Annotated in this window: 10 protein-coding genes; 6 read left to right on the plus strand and 4 right to left on the minus strand. The window is 72.1% G+C overall.

Going from position 1 to position 14,721, the window contains the following annotated elements; genetic code table 11:
* Positions 1 to 532: 532 nt before the first annotated feature.
* Positions 533 to 985, plus strand: a complete 453-nt coding sequence (locus WMF11_RS40260; protein ID WP_437295011.1) for a Fur family transcriptional regulator — start codon at positions 533 to 535, stop codon at positions 983 to 985.
* 157 nt (positions 986 to 1,142) lie between these two features.
* Positions 1,143 to 2,999: a permease gene (locus WMF11_RS40265; protein WP_437974577.1), complete on the plus strand. Its 1,857-nt coding sequence runs from the start codon at positions 1,143 to 1,145 to the stop codon at positions 2,997 to 2,999.
* A 162-nt stretch (positions 3,000 to 3,161) separates the two neighbouring features.
* Here the strand turns inward: WMF11_RS40265 and WMF11_RS40270 are convergent, their stop codons facing one another.
* The 4 genes from WMF11_RS40270 to WMF11_RS40285 all read right to left on the minus strand — a co-directional run bounded on the left by WMF11_RS40270 (position 3,162) and on the right by WMF11_RS40285 (position 7,107).
* Positions 3,162 to 3,509, minus strand: a complete 348-nt coding sequence (locus tag WMF11_RS40270; RefSeq protein ID WP_272102879.1) for a hypothetical protein — start codon at positions 3,507 to 3,509, stop codon at positions 3,162 to 3,164.
* A 158-nt stretch (positions 3,510 to 3,667) separates the two neighbouring features.
* Positions 3,668 to 4,753 carry a serine/threonine-protein kinase gene (locus WMF11_RS40275; protein WP_437545072.1) on the minus strand — a complete coding sequence of 362 codons (1,086 nt, stop codon included), beginning with the start codon at positions 4,751 to 4,753 and terminating at the stop codon, positions 3,668 to 3,670.
* Positions 4,754 to 5,189: 436 nt separating this feature from the next.
* A complete protein-coding gene (gene glnA / locus WMF11_RS40280) occupies positions 5,190 to 6,602 on the minus strand; it encodes a type I glutamate--ammonia ligase (RefSeq protein ID WP_437545073.1) in 1,413 nt (470 codons plus the stop codon).
* A gap of 166 nt (positions 6,603 to 6,768) precedes the next feature.
* Entirely contained in the window at positions 6,769 to 7,107 is a 339-nt protein-coding gene (locus tag WMF11_RS40285) for a P-II family nitrogen regulator (protein ID WP_012239819.1), read from the minus strand.
* Between the two features lie 661 nt (positions 7,108 to 7,768).
* Between WMF11_RS40285 and WMF11_RS40290 the strand changes: the two genes are divergently transcribed.
* The 4 genes from WMF11_RS40290 (at position 7,769) to WMF11_RS40305 (ending at position 14,653) form a co-directional block, all read left to right on the plus strand.
* Positions 7,769 to 10,501: a serine/threonine protein kinase gene (locus WMF11_RS40290; protein WP_437974578.1), complete on the plus strand. Its 2,733-nt coding sequence runs from the start codon at positions 7,769 to 7,771 to the stop codon at positions 10,499 to 10,501.
* Between the two features lie 4 nt (positions 10,502 to 10,505).
* Positions 10,506 to 11,081 (plus strand): GNAT family N-acetyltransferase, encoded by a 576-nt coding sequence (locus WMF11_RS40295; RefSeq protein ID WP_437545075.1) that lies wholly within the window; start codon positions 10,506 to 10,508, stop codon positions 11,079 to 11,081.
* 93 nt (positions 11,082 to 11,174) lie between these two features.
* A complete protein-coding gene (locus tag WMF11_RS40300) occupies positions 11,175 to 12,737 on the plus strand; it encodes a sensor histidine kinase (protein WP_437904454.1) in 1,563 nt (520 codons plus the stop codon).
* Entirely contained in the window at positions 12,734 to 14,653 is a 1,920-nt protein-coding gene (locus tag WMF11_RS40305; protein WP_437711123.1) for a sensor histidine kinase, read from the plus strand. Before WMF11_RS40300 ends, WMF11_RS40305 begins: the two co-directional genes overlap by 4 nt.
* The last annotated feature ends 68 nt before the right edge of the window (positions 14,654 to 14,721 follow it).

The raw sequence follows: 14,721 nt of genomic DNA on the forward strand, positions 1-14,721 counted from the left end.
ACGCCGATTGCTCCAACGTGGATCGATCGCTCCATGATGGAGCACACGTCGAGAGCGGCGCGGACCGAGGGAGCGCCCCGCGACTCGAGATCAGACGACGACGGGGACCTGGCTGTTCCGCCTGTTCCATGTCCTCCGCGCCTTCGGGATCAGGGCCCGCGGAGCTCACCCCGATTTCGAGGCGCTTTCCCGAGGAGCGCCGCGCCGCGCGCCCATCCGCCTGGTCTGTGCAGATCGAGCGACGCTCGAAGCCAGGTGCACGGCGTTATCCAAACTCTCCGCCTGCCACATCCTCTCGGAGCCGGGTCGGCGCTCGCCGCCGCCGGCCCTCTCGTCGGGGCCGCGCCGGACACGCGCACACGCGGCCCGCACGAGGGCAGACGCAGCGTTCTCGCGGGCGGTGGCGCGGCGGGCTCGGCGGCGCCCCTGCGATCTCGCTCACACTGGCACGCGGCCGACCCGGGCGCTGCGCGGCCGACGGGCGCGATGCATCGTGATTGCAGTACTCTCCTGGCGACGGTAGATGTCTGGCATGGCGCGTACGAAAGCAGGTCAGTCCGCGGAGGAGCTCCGTGAGCAGATCCGGGCGGCCGGCCTGCGGGCCACCTCGCCGCGCATCGCGGTGCTGCACAGCCTCGGCCGCTCGCGGACGCCCGTCAGCCACGCGGAGCTCGCTGCTGAGCTCGCCCCCAAAGGGTGGGATCGCGCCACCATCTACCGGAACCTGATCGACTTGACCAACGCCGGGCTCGTGCGCCGCACCGACATGGGCGACCACCTCTGGCGGTTCGAGCTGCGGGAGTCCACCGGAGCCCACGCGGCGGACGAGCACCCGCACTTCATGTGCGACACATGCGGCGATGTGCTCTGCCTCCCTGACGAGAGCATCGAAATCAAGGCGGCGCGCGGCGCGCCGCGCGCGTTGCGGCGCAAGGGACTCCAGATCCAGATCAAGGGCCGCTGCGATCGGTGCGTGCAGGCCTGAGCGGCGGAGCAGCCCCGGGCCACCGGCGGCCCCGTGCCGCGTGAATGACGCGGCGCTCGGCGGCGCTCAGCGACGACAGACGCCTGTCCGCATCCTGGTTGCAACACCAATTTGATATTGATTAGGCTACGCGGCTCGGGCATAGCCCACCGCGCCCATGCTCGCGCTCGTCGTCGTCCTGTCGATCGCCGGCCTCGCCGCGGGGCCGCTCCTCGTGGCGCTCGGCCGGCGCCAGGCGCTGCCGACGTCGGCGCTCGACGGGCTGACGCTCGGCCTCGTGCCCGCGCTCATCCTCACGCGCCACCTGCCGCACGTCGTCGAGGAGATCGGGGCGCAGGCGCTCCTCTGGGCGGCGCTCGGGTACGCGGCGCTCGGGCTCACGGAGCACCGGCGGCGCGACACCGGCGAGGTGCTGGGGCGGGAGATCGCGTTCTCGGCGCTCGCCGTGCACGGGCTGCTCGACGGCGCCGGGCTCGCGCTGGCCGTGGCCGCGGCCGACAGCGGCGCGGACGGGGTGCTCTTCGCGAGCGCCGTCGTCGTGCACCGGCTGCCCGAGGGGCTGTCGCTCGCGGCGCGCTTCCTGCCCGCCTGGGGCTGGCGGCAGCTCGGAGCGCGCCTCGGGCTCCTCGGGCTGCTCACCGTCCTCGGCGCCCTCCTCGGCCAGGGCGCCGTGGAGAGCCTCCCCCACGAGTCGTTCGAGGTGTTCATCGCGTTCGGCCTCGGCGTCCTCCTGCGGCTCGTGGTCCACACGCACGAGGCGCCGCCCCGGGGGGCGCGCGCGCGGACGGCGAGCGCGATCGCCTTCGCCTCGGGGCTCTGCGTCGCGCTCGCGCTCCCCAGCCCGGAGAGCTCCTTCACGAGCGCGCACGCGTCCGAGCTGTCGTTCGCCGAGTCGCTCGGCCCGCTGTTCATCGAGACGGCGCCCGCCGTGCTCGCCGGGCTCGCGGTGGCAGGGCTCCTGCGCGCGCTCTCTCCGATCGTCCTGCATCGCTCGACCGGCTCGCTGCGCGGCGGCGCGGCGCTGCCCCGGGCCGCCCGCAGCCTGGCGTCCGGGCCGACGCTGCCCCTCTGCACCTGCGGCGTTGCGCCGCGCATGCAGCGGCTCTCGCGCGCGAGCGCGCCGGTCGCCGCGGTCGTCGCCGTCGTCCTCTGCGCGCCGGCGCTCGATCCTGCCGGCGCGCTGCTCTCGCTGCGGATGCTCGGCCTGCCGTTCACCGCGGCGCGCGTCGCGGGCGGCGCGCTCCTCGCTGTGCTGGTCGCGCTCCTCGTCGCCAGGGTGGCCAGGACGCCTGGCTCGAGCGCTGCGCCCTCCGGCGGCGCGCCGCCCGTCGTCGCCCGGACCGTGGCATCGCCGGGCGCGCGGCTCCGCGCCGCCGTCGCCGAGGCCGTCGGTCCAGCGCTCGATCACATGGCCGCCTGGTACGTCGCGGGCCTCCTGCTCGCCGCCGTCCTCGAGGCGGCCATCGCGCCGGCCGCAGCGCGCGCGCTCGGCGCGCCGGACGACGTCCTCGTGAGCGCGCTCCTCGCGGTGCCCGCTCACGTGTGCGCGCACGGCGCGGCGCCGCTCGCCGCGGTGATGATCCACAAGGGGCTCCCGGTCGGCGCCGCGCTCGCGTTCCTCGTGGCGGGACCGGCGACCCACATCGCGGCGCTCGGCGGCCTGCGTCGGGCGTTCGGAGCGCGCGCCGCCGCCGCCGCCGCGCTCTTCAGCGTCGCCTTCGCGGTCGCGCTCGGCCTCGTCGCGAACGCCTTCGTCCCCCTCGCGGCGATCCCGGACCTCCACGACCTCGCGCCCCAGGAGCACTCCACCATCGCGTGGGTCTGCGCGGCCGCGCTCGGCGCGCTCCTGCTCTCGAGCTTCATGAGGCTCGGCCCTCGCGCATGGCTCGGCGGCATGCGCGGCGCCGGCGACATCGGTGCGTCCGGGCCGGAGGAGCCGCTTGCGCCCTGCGCAGGCGCACATCGCTGCAGCGCGAGCGGCGCACCGGGCGACCACGGCGCGCCGCCCGCGTGACGCCGGGCTCCCCGGAACGTCGTTCCAGGAGCTCACGCTCGCCGCTCTCCCTCGCGCGCCGCTCGCCGCTCTCCCTCGCGCGCCGCTCGCCGGTCTCCCTCGCGCGTCGTCCCGCGGCCTCCACCTCACGCGCCGGAGCTCCGGCGCGGGGCGGCGCGGCGATCACCCTAGCTGGACCGAGCCGTGGTGATCGCAGTGATCGCCGTGCGGATGGTGCAGGTGCGCCCCGACGAGGTAATCGAAATGATCGCCGTGGGGCACGGCCTGATGGCCGCAGCCTGCCCCGTGCGTGTGCGCCTTCTCGTGATCGGCGCATGCATGGCTCGGCGTGCACGCGTCAGGGTTCTCCTTGCCGACCGAGAGCACGTGCTCATCGAAGTGATCGCCGTGCGGGTGATGCAGGTGTCCGTCGTGCAGGTAATCGACGTGGTCCTCATGCCGCAACGCCTGATGTCCACATCCCTGCCCATGAACATGGGCGTGCGCTTCATGCGTCTGGTGGTCGTCCATCGACTTGCATCCTTTCCATCAATGCTCGCTTCGAGCTCGGGTGACGGCTCGACGTGGGGCCAACATGGGGCCCCGACGCGCACCGCCGCAAGGAGCAACCTGGCGCGCATGCCGTGGGCGAGCCGACCACGCTCGCTCGCCCTGCGGCGCCGCGGCGCTCAGCGGATCCAGTACCTGCCGATGAGCACGAGCGCCATTGCCCAGAGCACCACCCCGATGCCCGCCGCGACGAGCATGGCCTTTGGCAGGCGCCTGCCGTGCTGCACGAGCCGTCCCAGCGTCCCGGCGGCGTCGCCGCCCCGCGCCGCCGCGCTCTCCGGCGCGAGGCCGACGTCGCCGCTGAGGCCGATATCCGAGGCGCGCCGCCCCTTCTGTCCCCGGAAGCGCTCGGCGCGCAGCTCGCGGAGAACGGCCTCGAGCTCCTTCGCGAGCGCGTCCGCCGAGGCGATCCGTTCGTCGCGCTCGCGGCGGAGGCACGCTTCGACGAGCTGGCAGAGGTGCTGCGGGAGCCCTGGCCTGCGCGCGGCGATCGGATCGCAGTCCTTGCTCAGGATCCGGACCATCAGCGCGTTGTAGTTCGGCGCCTGATGCGGGGTCGTCCCGGTCAACGCCTCGTACATGACGACGCCCAGCGACCAGATGTCGGCGCGAGCGTCCACGTCCTCGCGCCCCGCGGCCTGCTCGGGCGACATGTACGCCGGCGAGCCGACGACGCAGCCCGTGCGGGTCAGCGAGAAGTTGTGCTCCTTCTCCAGGACCTTGCTGATCCCGAAGTCAAGGATCTTCCCCACGAGCTCGCCCAGGTGGTTGCGATGCACATAGATGTTCGCGGGCTTCAGATCGCGGTGGATGATCCCCTGCTGATGGGCCATGTCGAGCGCCCGCGCGAGGCCGAGGAAGAGCTCGACCAGCACCTCCGGCTCGATGGTGCCCTCGCGCCGCAGCCACTCGTCGAGCCCCTCGCCGACGAGCAGCTCGAACACGAGGAACGGAGAGCCGTCCTCGGCCTGACCGAGGTCGAGGATCTCGACGATGCTCGGGCTCCGCAGGCGCCCGCTCGCCTTCGCCTCGTTGAAGAAGCGCTGGAGCGCGACGGCGTCCCCGGCCACCTCGGGGCTCATCACCTTGAGCGCCACGTCGCGATCGATGAGCACGTTCTTCGCGGCCCACACCGACCCGCTGGCGCCTTGGCCCAGGAGCTTCACGAGCCGGTAGCGAGACTGGATGAGATCGCCGGGGTTCACTGCTGCGCCGAGGTGTCGCTGGGGAGCTGAAGGAACTGAGGGAACCGAGGATACGGACGAACCGGCGGGCCAGAGGACCGCGGAACCGAGGAACCGAGGAACCGAGGAACCGAGGAACCGAGGAACCGAGGAGGAGCTGGCTTTACGCCGCCCCCGTCGGATCCGGACCGCAGGATAACCCGAGCCATGGACGAGCGGTACCGCGGTGCGGCGCGCTCCAGCAGGAAGCAAAAGTTCGCGGCGCGAGGGGGCGACAACCCGCCTCGCCGCCCCCGGGGGCGCAGAGATCCGTGGATTTTCCGATACCGCGACGCTTCGACTCGGCGTCATCGGCGCTCGCCGAGCACGACGGCGAGCGATGAAGAGGCTGGGCAGCGAGGGGCACAGCGCAATTTTCTTGTGCGCCGGCCCCTGCGCTGCCCTCGGGGGTGGGCGATCAGACGTCGTAGTAGAGGAAGAACTCGTGCGGGACCGGGCGGAGCCGGACCGCGTCGACCTCGCGCTCGCGCTTGTAGTCGAGCCAGGTCTTGAGGATGTCGCGGGTGAAGACGTCGCCGCGGAGCAGGAACTCGTGGTCGCGCTCGAGGGCGCCGAGGGCCTCGTCGAGCGAACCCGGCATGTGCGGCACTTCCTTGAGCTCCTCGGGCGAGAGCGCGTAGATGTCCTTGTCGAGCGGGTCGCCCGGATCGATCCGGTTCTGGACGCCGTCGAGGCCGGCCATCATCATGGCGGCGAAGGCGAGGTACGGATTGCAGCTCGCGTCCGGGAAGCGGACCTCGATGCGGCGGCCCTTCGGGCTGTTGCCCGGGGCCAGCGGGATGCGGATCGACGCCGAGCGGTTGCGGCTCGAGTACGCGAGGTTCACGGGCGCCTCGTAACCCGGGACGAGCCGGCGATAGCTGTTCGTCGTCGGGTTGGTGAGCGCGGCGAGCGCCTTCGCGTGCTTCAGGATGCCGCCGATGTACCAGAGGCCCGTGTCGGACATCCCGGCATAGCCGTCGCCGGCGAAGAGCGGCTTGCCCTCCTTCCAGAGCGACTGGTGGCAGTGCATGCCGCTGCCGTTGTCGCCGAAGAGCGGCTTCGGCATGAACGTCACCGACTTGCCGTTCTTGCGGCCGACGTTCTTGATGACGTACTTGAACCACATGAGGTTGTCGGCCATCGCCGTCAGCGTCGAGAACTTGATGCCGATCTCGCACTGGCCGGCCGACGCCACCTCGTGGTGGCCGACCTCGACCCCGATGCCGGTCTCGATCAGCGTGGACATCATCTGCCCGCGCAGATCGCCGAGCGTGTCGGTCGGCGCGACGGGGAAGTAGCCCTCCTTCGACCGGATCTTGTGCCCGAGGTTCGGGCCGGCCTTGCCGGAGTTCCAGACCGCTTCGTCGCTGTCGATCTCGTAGAAGGCGCCGCGCTGCGAGCTCTCGTAGCGGACCGAGTCGAAGACGAAGAACTCGGCCTCGGGCCCGAAGTAGGACGTGTCGGCGATGCCGCTCGCGCGGAGGTGGTTCTCGGCCTTCTGGGCGATGTAACGCGGGTCGCGGCCGTAGGGCTGGCCGGTCACCGGATCGCTGATCTTACAGATCATGCTCAGCGTCTTCTGGGCATGGAACGGGTCGAGCTTCGCCGTCGACGGATCGGGCGTCATCAGCATGTCGCTCGCGTTGATCGGCTGCCATCCGCGCACCGACGAGCCGTCGAAGCCGATCCCCTCCTCGAAGAGATCCTCGTTCAGGCGGGACGCCGGGATGGTCGTGTGCTGCCAGATGCCGGGCAGATCGATGAACTTGAGATCGACAAATTTTACGTCGTTTTCCTTCGCAAACGCGACGACATCTTTCGCCTTCATGATCTTCTCTACCTCGCTGACTCGCTGCTCTCGCTGTATGTGACTCGACGGTGCGCGGGCTCGTGCTCGCTTCTCGGTTGTCGGTTGCCGATCTGTCGATGCTGTCGATCCTCGAGCCTGTGACCCGCCGCGAATGCCCTGTGACGCTCTGCCGGCGGCGCGCCTCCTAGATGGCGTCCTCGCCGCGCTCCCCCGTGCGGATCCGCACGGCCTCCTCGACGGGGACGACGAAGATCTTGCCGTCGCCGATCCGACCCGTCTTGGCGCTCTTCTCGATGGCGTCGATCACGTCGCTGACCATGCTGTCCGGCACGACGATGTCGACCTTCACCTTCGGCACGAAGTCGACGACATACGCCGACCCTCGATAGACCTCTTTCTTGCCGCCGGTCCGACCGAAGCCCTTTACCTCGGTCACCGTCATGCCCTGAATCCCGACCTCGGCGAGGGCGTCCTTGACCTCGTCGAGCTTGAACGGCTTGATGATCGCCTCGACCTTTTTCATTGCGCACGCCTGTGGTGACCGGGTGCCCGCCAGGGTGGAAGACCCGGGCGCTCACCCGAAAGGCCCCGCCGGAGCAGAGCTGGTAAAGGGGGGACACCTCCGCCGGCGGCCTCCCATCGATGTGCCGGGCGCCGCCCGGCTTCCGATCCGTGACGGGGGCGGCCCGGTCCACCGAGCCTTGCCCGCCACTGTCAACGACTCAGGGACCCATCCAGCGGAGCCGGATCGGCGACCCTTCACCCCGGACGCTGGCGCGCGACCGAAGGTCCAGGCTGGTGTACCCAAGCTCATGTTTCCGGAATGTTTCGCGCACCGCGCGAGCGTGAGAAAAGTGCATCGGACGTCAGGAAATCGGAGCCCGCTTACTTTTTTCACAGCTCCACCTGGGCAAGGCAGAGCTCGCTTGCGCGGCGGCGCGCCGGGGGGTGAGAATTCGCTTACGCACCGCGACGCCGGAGGTGGCCCCCTCCTTATGAATGATGCCGTCCCGGGGTGGAATCCATTTTTACGGTGCCGTTCCGGAACCGCTGAGCCCGCTCGCGCGGCGCCATGGAGAGGATCGGGCCCCTCCCCGACCGGTCATGCTGCGCTCGCCATTGTTCTTGTGACGCGGCTCGAATAGGCTGCGCTGGCGAATCCAGTCGCGGGACAGCCCTGCCTGATGGCTTTGCCGAACAAAGCGAAGATCCCGGTAGGCACGGTCCTCGCCGGAAAATACCGCATCACACGCGAGATCGGGCGCGGCGGCATGGCTGCCGTGTACGAGGCCGAGCACATCGACATCGGCAAACGCGTGGCGATCAAGGTGCTCGCCCAGGAGCTGACGACCTCAGCCGTCGTGGTCGAGCGCTTTCTCCGAGAGGCCCGGGCCGCCGCGTCGATCCGCAGCCCCTTCATCTGCGACGTCTACGACTCGGGCAAGCTCGACGACGGGCGGCCCTTCCTGGTGCTCGAGCTCCTCGAAGGCGAGTCGCTGTACGAGCGGATGACCGTCATCAGGTACCTCGACCCCGAGACCACCGTGACGGTGGTGTCCCAGGTGTGTCGAGGGCTCACCAAGGCGCACGCCGCCTCCATCGTCCACCGCGACCTCAAGCCGGAGAACATCTTCCTCACGAAGGATGAGGAGGGCCGGCTCTGCGCGAAGATCCTCGATTTCGGCCTCGCGAAGTTCTACGCGCCGGTCGACGGCGGCGACGCGCAGGCGCGCCTCACCCGCGAGGGCGCGGTCTTCGGAACGCCGGCGTACATGAGCCCGGAGCAGGTGCGCGGCCAGGGAGCGGTCGACCACCGCGCGGATCTCTGGGCGCTCGGCTGCATCACCTACGAGTGCCTCACCGGCCGCACCGTCTGGCAGACCGAGCAGGGCGTCGCGATGACGTTCGCGCAGATCGCCAACGCGCCCCTGCCGCAGCCGGCGGCGCTCCGCCCCGACCTCCCGGCGAGCTTCACCACGTGGTTCGAGAAGGCGCTCGACCGCTCCATCGATCGCCGCTTCCAGACCGCGAGGGAGTTCGCCGACGAGCTGTCGGTCGCGCTCGGCGTCGCCCAGCCGACGCCGCCGCGCGGCGCGGAGCCGTCCCAGGCGGGGCTCGTCATGCCGGGCGGCGACCCGCCGGCCGACCTGTCGTTCGACCCGCCGGGGGTCGTCCGTGTGACCCCCAACGAATCGCGGCGGACCGTCCCGTCGGGTCCGGCGGAGCGCGGGGGAGATCCGTTCGCCGGGCTGGACACCTCGGGCGCGCCCGGCGCCGCGATCGCCGGGCGGATGAGCCAGGGCGCGGGGCAGCAGATCACGTTCTCCGGGGGCTCGGGCGAGACCTCGGTCCCCGATCCGCTGGCGCACGCATCGACGCCGAAGCGAGGCGGCGCGGGACGCGCGCTCGTCGTGTTCGGCGTGCTCGCGCTCGTCGCGGGCGGCGCCTACGCGGGTTACCGCCAGTTCCTCAAGCCGACGGCCCTGCCGCCCGTCTCGTCGAGCAGCGCAGCGCCGTCGGCGACCAGCTCCCCCTCGGCGTCGGCGTCCGCCGGGGCCAACGTGCCGGCGCGCACCGACGCCCGCGTCGAGCCGCCCGCCCTGGCGTGGCCGCCGCTCGTCGCGCAGGCGCAGGAGGCGGTCGCCGCCGGCGATCTCAAGGCCGCGCTCAGGCTGCTGAAGGACGCTCAGGACAAGGGCAACCACCCCGTGCCCCGGACCCTGATCGAGCACGTGCAGGTCGCCCTGAAAGACGCGAGCGGCAAGGCGCATTGCGCGCTCACCGGCCTCGCGAGGCCGCGCACGCACGATCTGGTGCGCGAGGGCGGCCGCGTCGTCGGGGCCAGCCGGCCCTCGATCGCGCTCGGGCCGCGCGGCGCGGTGGTCACCTGGACGGACTCGCACGAGGGCGGCACCGAGCACGCCTACACGACGACGCTGGACGGCGCGCTGCGGCCGTCGTCGCCGGCGCTCGACGTGACGCCCGAGGGCCGCGCCATCGGACGCCCCGAGCTGACCTCCGCGGGCGATCGGCTGGTGCTCACGTACTGGGACGGCAAGGGGCCGGAGGCCGGCGTGCACGTGCGCTGGCTCGACGCCAACGGGCGGATCGACGGCCCTGCCGTGATGGTCGCGCCCTTCCCTCGCGGAGGGAACTCGTGGCCCTCGCTCGCGCGCGCCGCCGAGGGGTTCCTGATCACGTGGTCGGACGACGGCGACAACGCCTCCGAGGACCTCTTCATGCGCCGCCTCTCGCCGAACCTCGATCCGGCGGGCGAGATCATCCGGCTGACCGACGTCACCCCGACGGGCCCCTCGAAGCCGCGCGTCCGCTTCCCCTCGGTGGCGGTGGCGAACGACGTGATGCACCTCGCCTTCCGCTTCGATCGCGAGCCGACGCGCGTCATCCAGTACATGCGCCTCCCGCTCGCGAACGCCAACAAGGGGCTCCCGCCGGCCAGCCCTGGCAAGCGCGCCGACCGCGCGCTCGGCGACCTGTCGCTCGTGAACAGCGATCGGGTCCGGAGCGACAGCCCCTCGCTCGCCTGCGGCGCGGGCGGCTGCTTCGTCGTCTGGCACGGCGAGGCGCCGCTCGGGGGCGCATCGGCCGCCTACATCGATCCGGCCAAGGGCCAGCCGCTCTGGCGCAAGCGGTTCTCGAAGTCGGGCGCGCGCCCGTCGATCGCGATCGCGCCGAGCGGGCAGGCCCAGCTGGTCTGGTTCGAGGGGGGCCGCCTGCTCACCGCGTCGATCAACCGCGACGGCATCGGCGCGCCCACGAAGTTCGCCCGCATCAGCGGGGATCAGCCGGCGCCCTCGATCAGCCCCGGCGCGAAGCCCGGAGAGTGGTATGTCGCCTGGCTTGACTACGAGGCGGGTCATCTCGAGCCCTACGCCGCCCGCATCCAGTGCCGGTGACCCCATGCTCATCCTCCCACCTCGAAGCGAGGTCCGCGCCCGTCCCATCGAGACCGAGCGGCTGATCCTCGTGCCGATCGACCCGTCCGACGGGCCAGAGCTCTGGCTCGCGGTCAACGGCTCGCGCGCGACCCTCCAGCGGTGGCTTCCCTGGGTGCAGTTCCACACGGATCCGGCCGCGAGCGTGCGCTTCGCCGAGGCGTGCGCCGCCGACTGGGATCACGGCAGGGCGCTGCGCTTCGTCATCCGCGAGCGCGCGCACCGCTCGCTCGCCGGGGTGGTCGGGCTCGAGGCGTGCGTCCACCTGCACCGCTCTTGCGAGCTCGGCTACTGGCTCCGCAAGGAGGCGACCGGGCGCGGGCTCATGACCGAGGCCGCGAGGGCCGCGCTCGGGTTCGCGTTCGGCCACATGGGCGCGCACCGCGTGCGGGTTGCGGCCGCGACGGACAACCATCCTTCCCTCGCGGTCATCAGCCGGCTCGGCTTCCGCTTCGAGGGGATCGCCCGGCAGGCCGAGTGGTGCGACGGCCGCTGGCTCGACCATTCCGTCTTCGCGCTCCTGGCGACCGATCCCAGGTAGAGCCGCCCACGAGGGCGCTCGCTCGCTAGTTCCCTCCGCGCGCCCGAGGTAGCCCGTGCGCCGCCCGAAGCGCGCTAGCATCCTGACTCCGCCGTGGCCCGCCGTCGTCGCCTCATCCGCTGGCCCCGCGGCACGACGCCGCTCGTGCCGCTCGCGCCCGCGATCGTGATCGTCGTGGGGATCGCCACGGCGGTGGCGATCGCGCTGATCGGCATCGGCCAGCTCGCGAAGATGAGCGATCAGTCCGCGAGCCTGCGCGCCGAGGTGCTGGCCGCGACGCTCTCGGCGCGGCTCCGCGGGACCATCGAGGGGGAGCGGGCGGCGTTCCTGCGGGAGGCGGCGCGGCGGGCTGGGTCGGAGATCCTGCTCGTCGATCAGGGCGGCCACGTGCTGATCAACGAGAGCTTCAGCGCGCCGGCCAGGGCCGGCATCGTCCAGATGCTCACCCTGGGCAAGGGCGAGACGACGACCTCGCTCGGCCGTGTCCGGTTCGCGGCGCGCCCGCTGCACCCGCCGCTCTCTCACCTCTCGGTGCTCACCTTCGTCTCGGCGCCGAGCCCGCCGCCCGACTCGATCGCGCTCGGCAACGCCGTCGCGGCGCTCACGGTGCTGCTGCTCGGCGTGGCTGTCGCGGTCGCGCTCTCGTTCACCAAGTCGGCGCGCGACGATGTCGACTACCTGCGCGAGCGCATCACGGCGATGGCGCGCGGACAGGTCCAGAGCGCGCTGCCCACGGACGTGATCCGGGCCGAGCCCGTGCCGATCAGGTCGCTCGACCAGGTCGGCCTCCTGACAGCGGCCTTCAACCTCCTGATCACCCGCTTCGCCGCGGCGGAGCGCACCTACCGGGCGGACCTCCAGCAGGCCTCCGCGATGGACCGCGAGCGCTCGGCGTTCCTCGCGGGGCTGAGCCACGAGCTGCGCACGCCGCTCAACGCCATCCTCGGGTTCGCGCACGTCCTCGAGAGCGAGGTCGACGGCCCGCTCAGCCAGGACGCGCGCGAGGCGCTGTCGGTCATCCGGCAGAGCGGCGAGCACCTGCGCACGCTCATCGACGACATCCTCGACCTCTCGGCGCTCGAGACGGGCAAGCTCCAGCTCTCCCGCCGCGCCGTCAACCTCCGCGCCCTCGTCGATCAGGTGATGCGGGAGGCGTCCGCGGCGGCGCGCGACAAGCCCCTCCAGCTGCGCGTCACCGGGGACCACGCCCTCGTCGCGCACGCCGATCCGCGGAGGGTGCGGCAGATCCTGACCAACCTCGTCTCGAACGCCGTCAAGTTCACGGCGCGCGGCTCGGTGACGGTCAACATCACGGGGCGCGGCCGCTACGCGGCGATCGTCGTCCAGGACACCGGCCCCGGCATCCCGCCGGAGGAGACGTCGGCGGTCTTCGAGGAGTACCGGCAGACCGGCGACGTGCGCTCGCGCCGGGCCGGGACGGGGCTCGGGCTCTCGATCGCGCGGCGCCTCGTGCTGATGCACGGCGGGACGATCCAGCTGGAGAGCGAGCTCGGGCGGGGCTCGACCTTCACGATCACCCTGCCGATGTGGATCGTGCAGCAGCCCCTGTTCGCGCCGACCCCGCCCACGCCCGACGTGGCGGCGCCGCCCGGGAACGACCCCGGCGCCGGCGGCCCCCAGGGGAGGATCGCATGACCGAGGAGCGCATGAGGGACGACGCGATCCACTTCGCGAGGCGCGTGCTCGTCCGCCAGGCGCTGGTCGGCGTCGCCGCGTTCGGGGCGATCGCGGCGCTCGCGCCGAAGCTGCTCATCCTCGAGCAGCGCGTCGCCGCCAGCGTGCTCTCGGTCGGCGCCAAGATCGCGCTCGCCGCGATCTGCGCGACCACGCTGCTGACGCTGCTCCGGCTGCGCACCCACGAGAACCTGCTGCGCTCGCTCGTGATCGGCTCGCGCGACATCGATCACGAGGAGCTCGAGCGGTTCGCCGGGCTCCCGACCTCGCTGGCGCTGCGCTTCGTGCTGGCGAGCTCGACGATCTCGGGCCTCATGATGATCCCCGGGATCAGGCCAGAGAAGCTCGACGACGGCCGCGCGGTCAGCCTGCTCATCCTCGCGATCACGATCCTCAGCGCGTCCGCGATCCCGCACTACGTGCTGACGCGCGCCGCGGCGTTCAGCCTCTTCGAGATCAGCCCGGCCGAGGCGATCGGCGCCTTGCTCGAGACCGCCGAGCTTTACCAGACGCCGCGCCGGCGGGTCACCTCCAAGCTGCTCCTGGCCGTCGCCACGCCGGTGCTGCTCGTCGGCGTCGGGGCGGTGCTCATCGCGAACGCGCACCTCCAGACGTTCATCGAGCGCAGCCGGCGCTCGACCGCGGGGCTCATCGCGCGCACGGCGCTCGACCCGTCGCTCGGGGCCATCGACGCGGCCGGCCGCAACGACGTCGTGGCCTCGGCGGCGGAGTTCGGGTTCCTCGCGCGCCTGGAGCACGACTGCGTGGGCTCGGAGCCCTCCTTCGGCCGCGAGGCCGACGGGCAGATCGCCGTGATCACGCCGCTCGACTACGGCTGCGTCAACACCCGGTTCTCCGCCGACCTCGAGCCCTCTGCCGCGATCTGGGGCGCGCTCGTCGCGCTGCTCGCGGTGCTGGTCGCCGGCGCGCTCGGCAACCTGTTCGGCCGCGTCCTCGCGGCCGATCTCGTGCACGCCACGAAGCAGGTCCGCCTGCTCGGCACGGACAGCGTGCTGCGCGGCGCCACCCAGATCGCGCGCCCCGCCCGGTTCGCCGTCGTCGCCCGGCTCGGGCACGCCATCGAGGACCTCGCCGAGCGCTTCCGCGTCTTCGCCGCGGCGCAGGAGCGCGCGCTCGAGTCCCGCGAGGCGGCGCAGCGCATGCGCGGCCTCCTGTTCGCGAGCGTGAGCCACGACCTCAAGAGCCCGCTGAACGCCATCCTCGGGTTCGCCGAGCTCGTGGGCCAGGAGGATCTAACCCCCGCGCAGCGCGAGAGCCTGGAGCTCATCGCGACGCGCGGCCGGGAGCTCCTTGGCCTCATCGAGTCGATCCTCGACGCCGCCCGCGTCGAGGCCGGGCAGCTCACGCTCGAGCCTCAGCCGACGTCCGTCGGCTGGCTCATCGCGGGCGCGCTCCGCAAGGCGCGCGAGCTCGCGAGCGACGCCGGCGGCGAGGTCGTCATCGAGGTCGGCGACACCCTGCCGCTGATCCCCGTCGATCAGGCCTACGCGACGCGCGCGATCGCGGTCATCGTCGCGCACGCGCTCCGGACGGGCGCGGCCGACCCGTCGGCGCGCCTCGTGCGCCTCACGGCGACGATGGCCGGCGAGTTCAACAACGAGGTCCGCATCGACATCGAGTACGGCAGCCGCGACGTGCCGCCGGACGAGCTCGAGGCCCTGTTCAGCCGGCAGACCACGGCGCGCGGGCGCGGCCTGACGCTGGGCCTCAGCCACGCGCGCTCGGTGATCGAGCTCCACGGCGGCTCTCTCGAGGTGGACGGCGCCCCCGACGGGCGGCCGCTCTGCCGCGCTCGTCTGCCGCGCATCCCGCCCCCCCGCCGCCCCCGCCTGTCCTCTGTCCCTGCGCTCGGCTGACCTCGAACAGCGCCCCGCGGCGACCCACGCCGCCGCGCGGATCGCTTCCCTTCGCTGCTTGCACGCGG

This window comes from Sorangium sp. So ce295 (assembly GCF_051527405.1).
In the GTDB taxonomy this organism is placed as follows: Bacteria; Myxococcota_A; Polyangia; order Polyangiales; family Polyangiaceae; genus Sorangium; species Sorangium cellulosum_B.

Excerpts from the sequence above, each read along its gene's own strand:
- WMF11_RS40305 (WP_437711123.1), top strand. The coding sequence starts at position 12,734 with ATGACCGAGGAGCGCATGAGGGACGACGCGATCCACTTCGCGAGGCGC.
- WMF11_RS40290 (WP_437974578.1), top strand. The coding sequence starts at position 7,769 with ATGGCTTTGCCGAACAAAGCGAAGATCCCGGTAGGCACGGTCCTCGCC.
- WMF11_RS40285 (WP_012239819.1), bottom strand. The coding sequence starts at position 7,107 with ATGAAAAAGGTCGAGGCGATCATCAAGCCGTTCAAGCTCGACGAGGTC.
- WMF11_RS40265 (WP_437974577.1), top strand. The coding sequence starts at position 1,143 with ATGCTCGCGCTCGTCGTCGTCCTGTCGATCGCCGGCCTCGCCGCGGGG.
- WMF11_RS40260 (WP_437295011.1), top strand. The coding sequence starts at position 533 with ATGGCGCGTACGAAAGCAGGTCAGTCCGCGGAGGAGCTCCGTGAGCAG.
- WMF11_RS40270 (WP_272102879.1), bottom strand. The coding sequence starts at position 3,509 with ATGGACGACCACCAGACGCATGAAGCGCACGCCCATGTTCATGGGCAG.
- WMF11_RS40295 (WP_437545075.1), top strand. The coding sequence starts at position 10,506 with ATGCTCATCCTCCCACCTCGAAGCGAGGTCCGCGCCCGTCCCATCGAG.
- glnA (WP_437545073.1), bottom strand. The coding sequence starts at position 6,602 with ATGAAGGCGAAAGATGTCGTCGCGTTTGCGAAGGAAAACGACGTAAAA.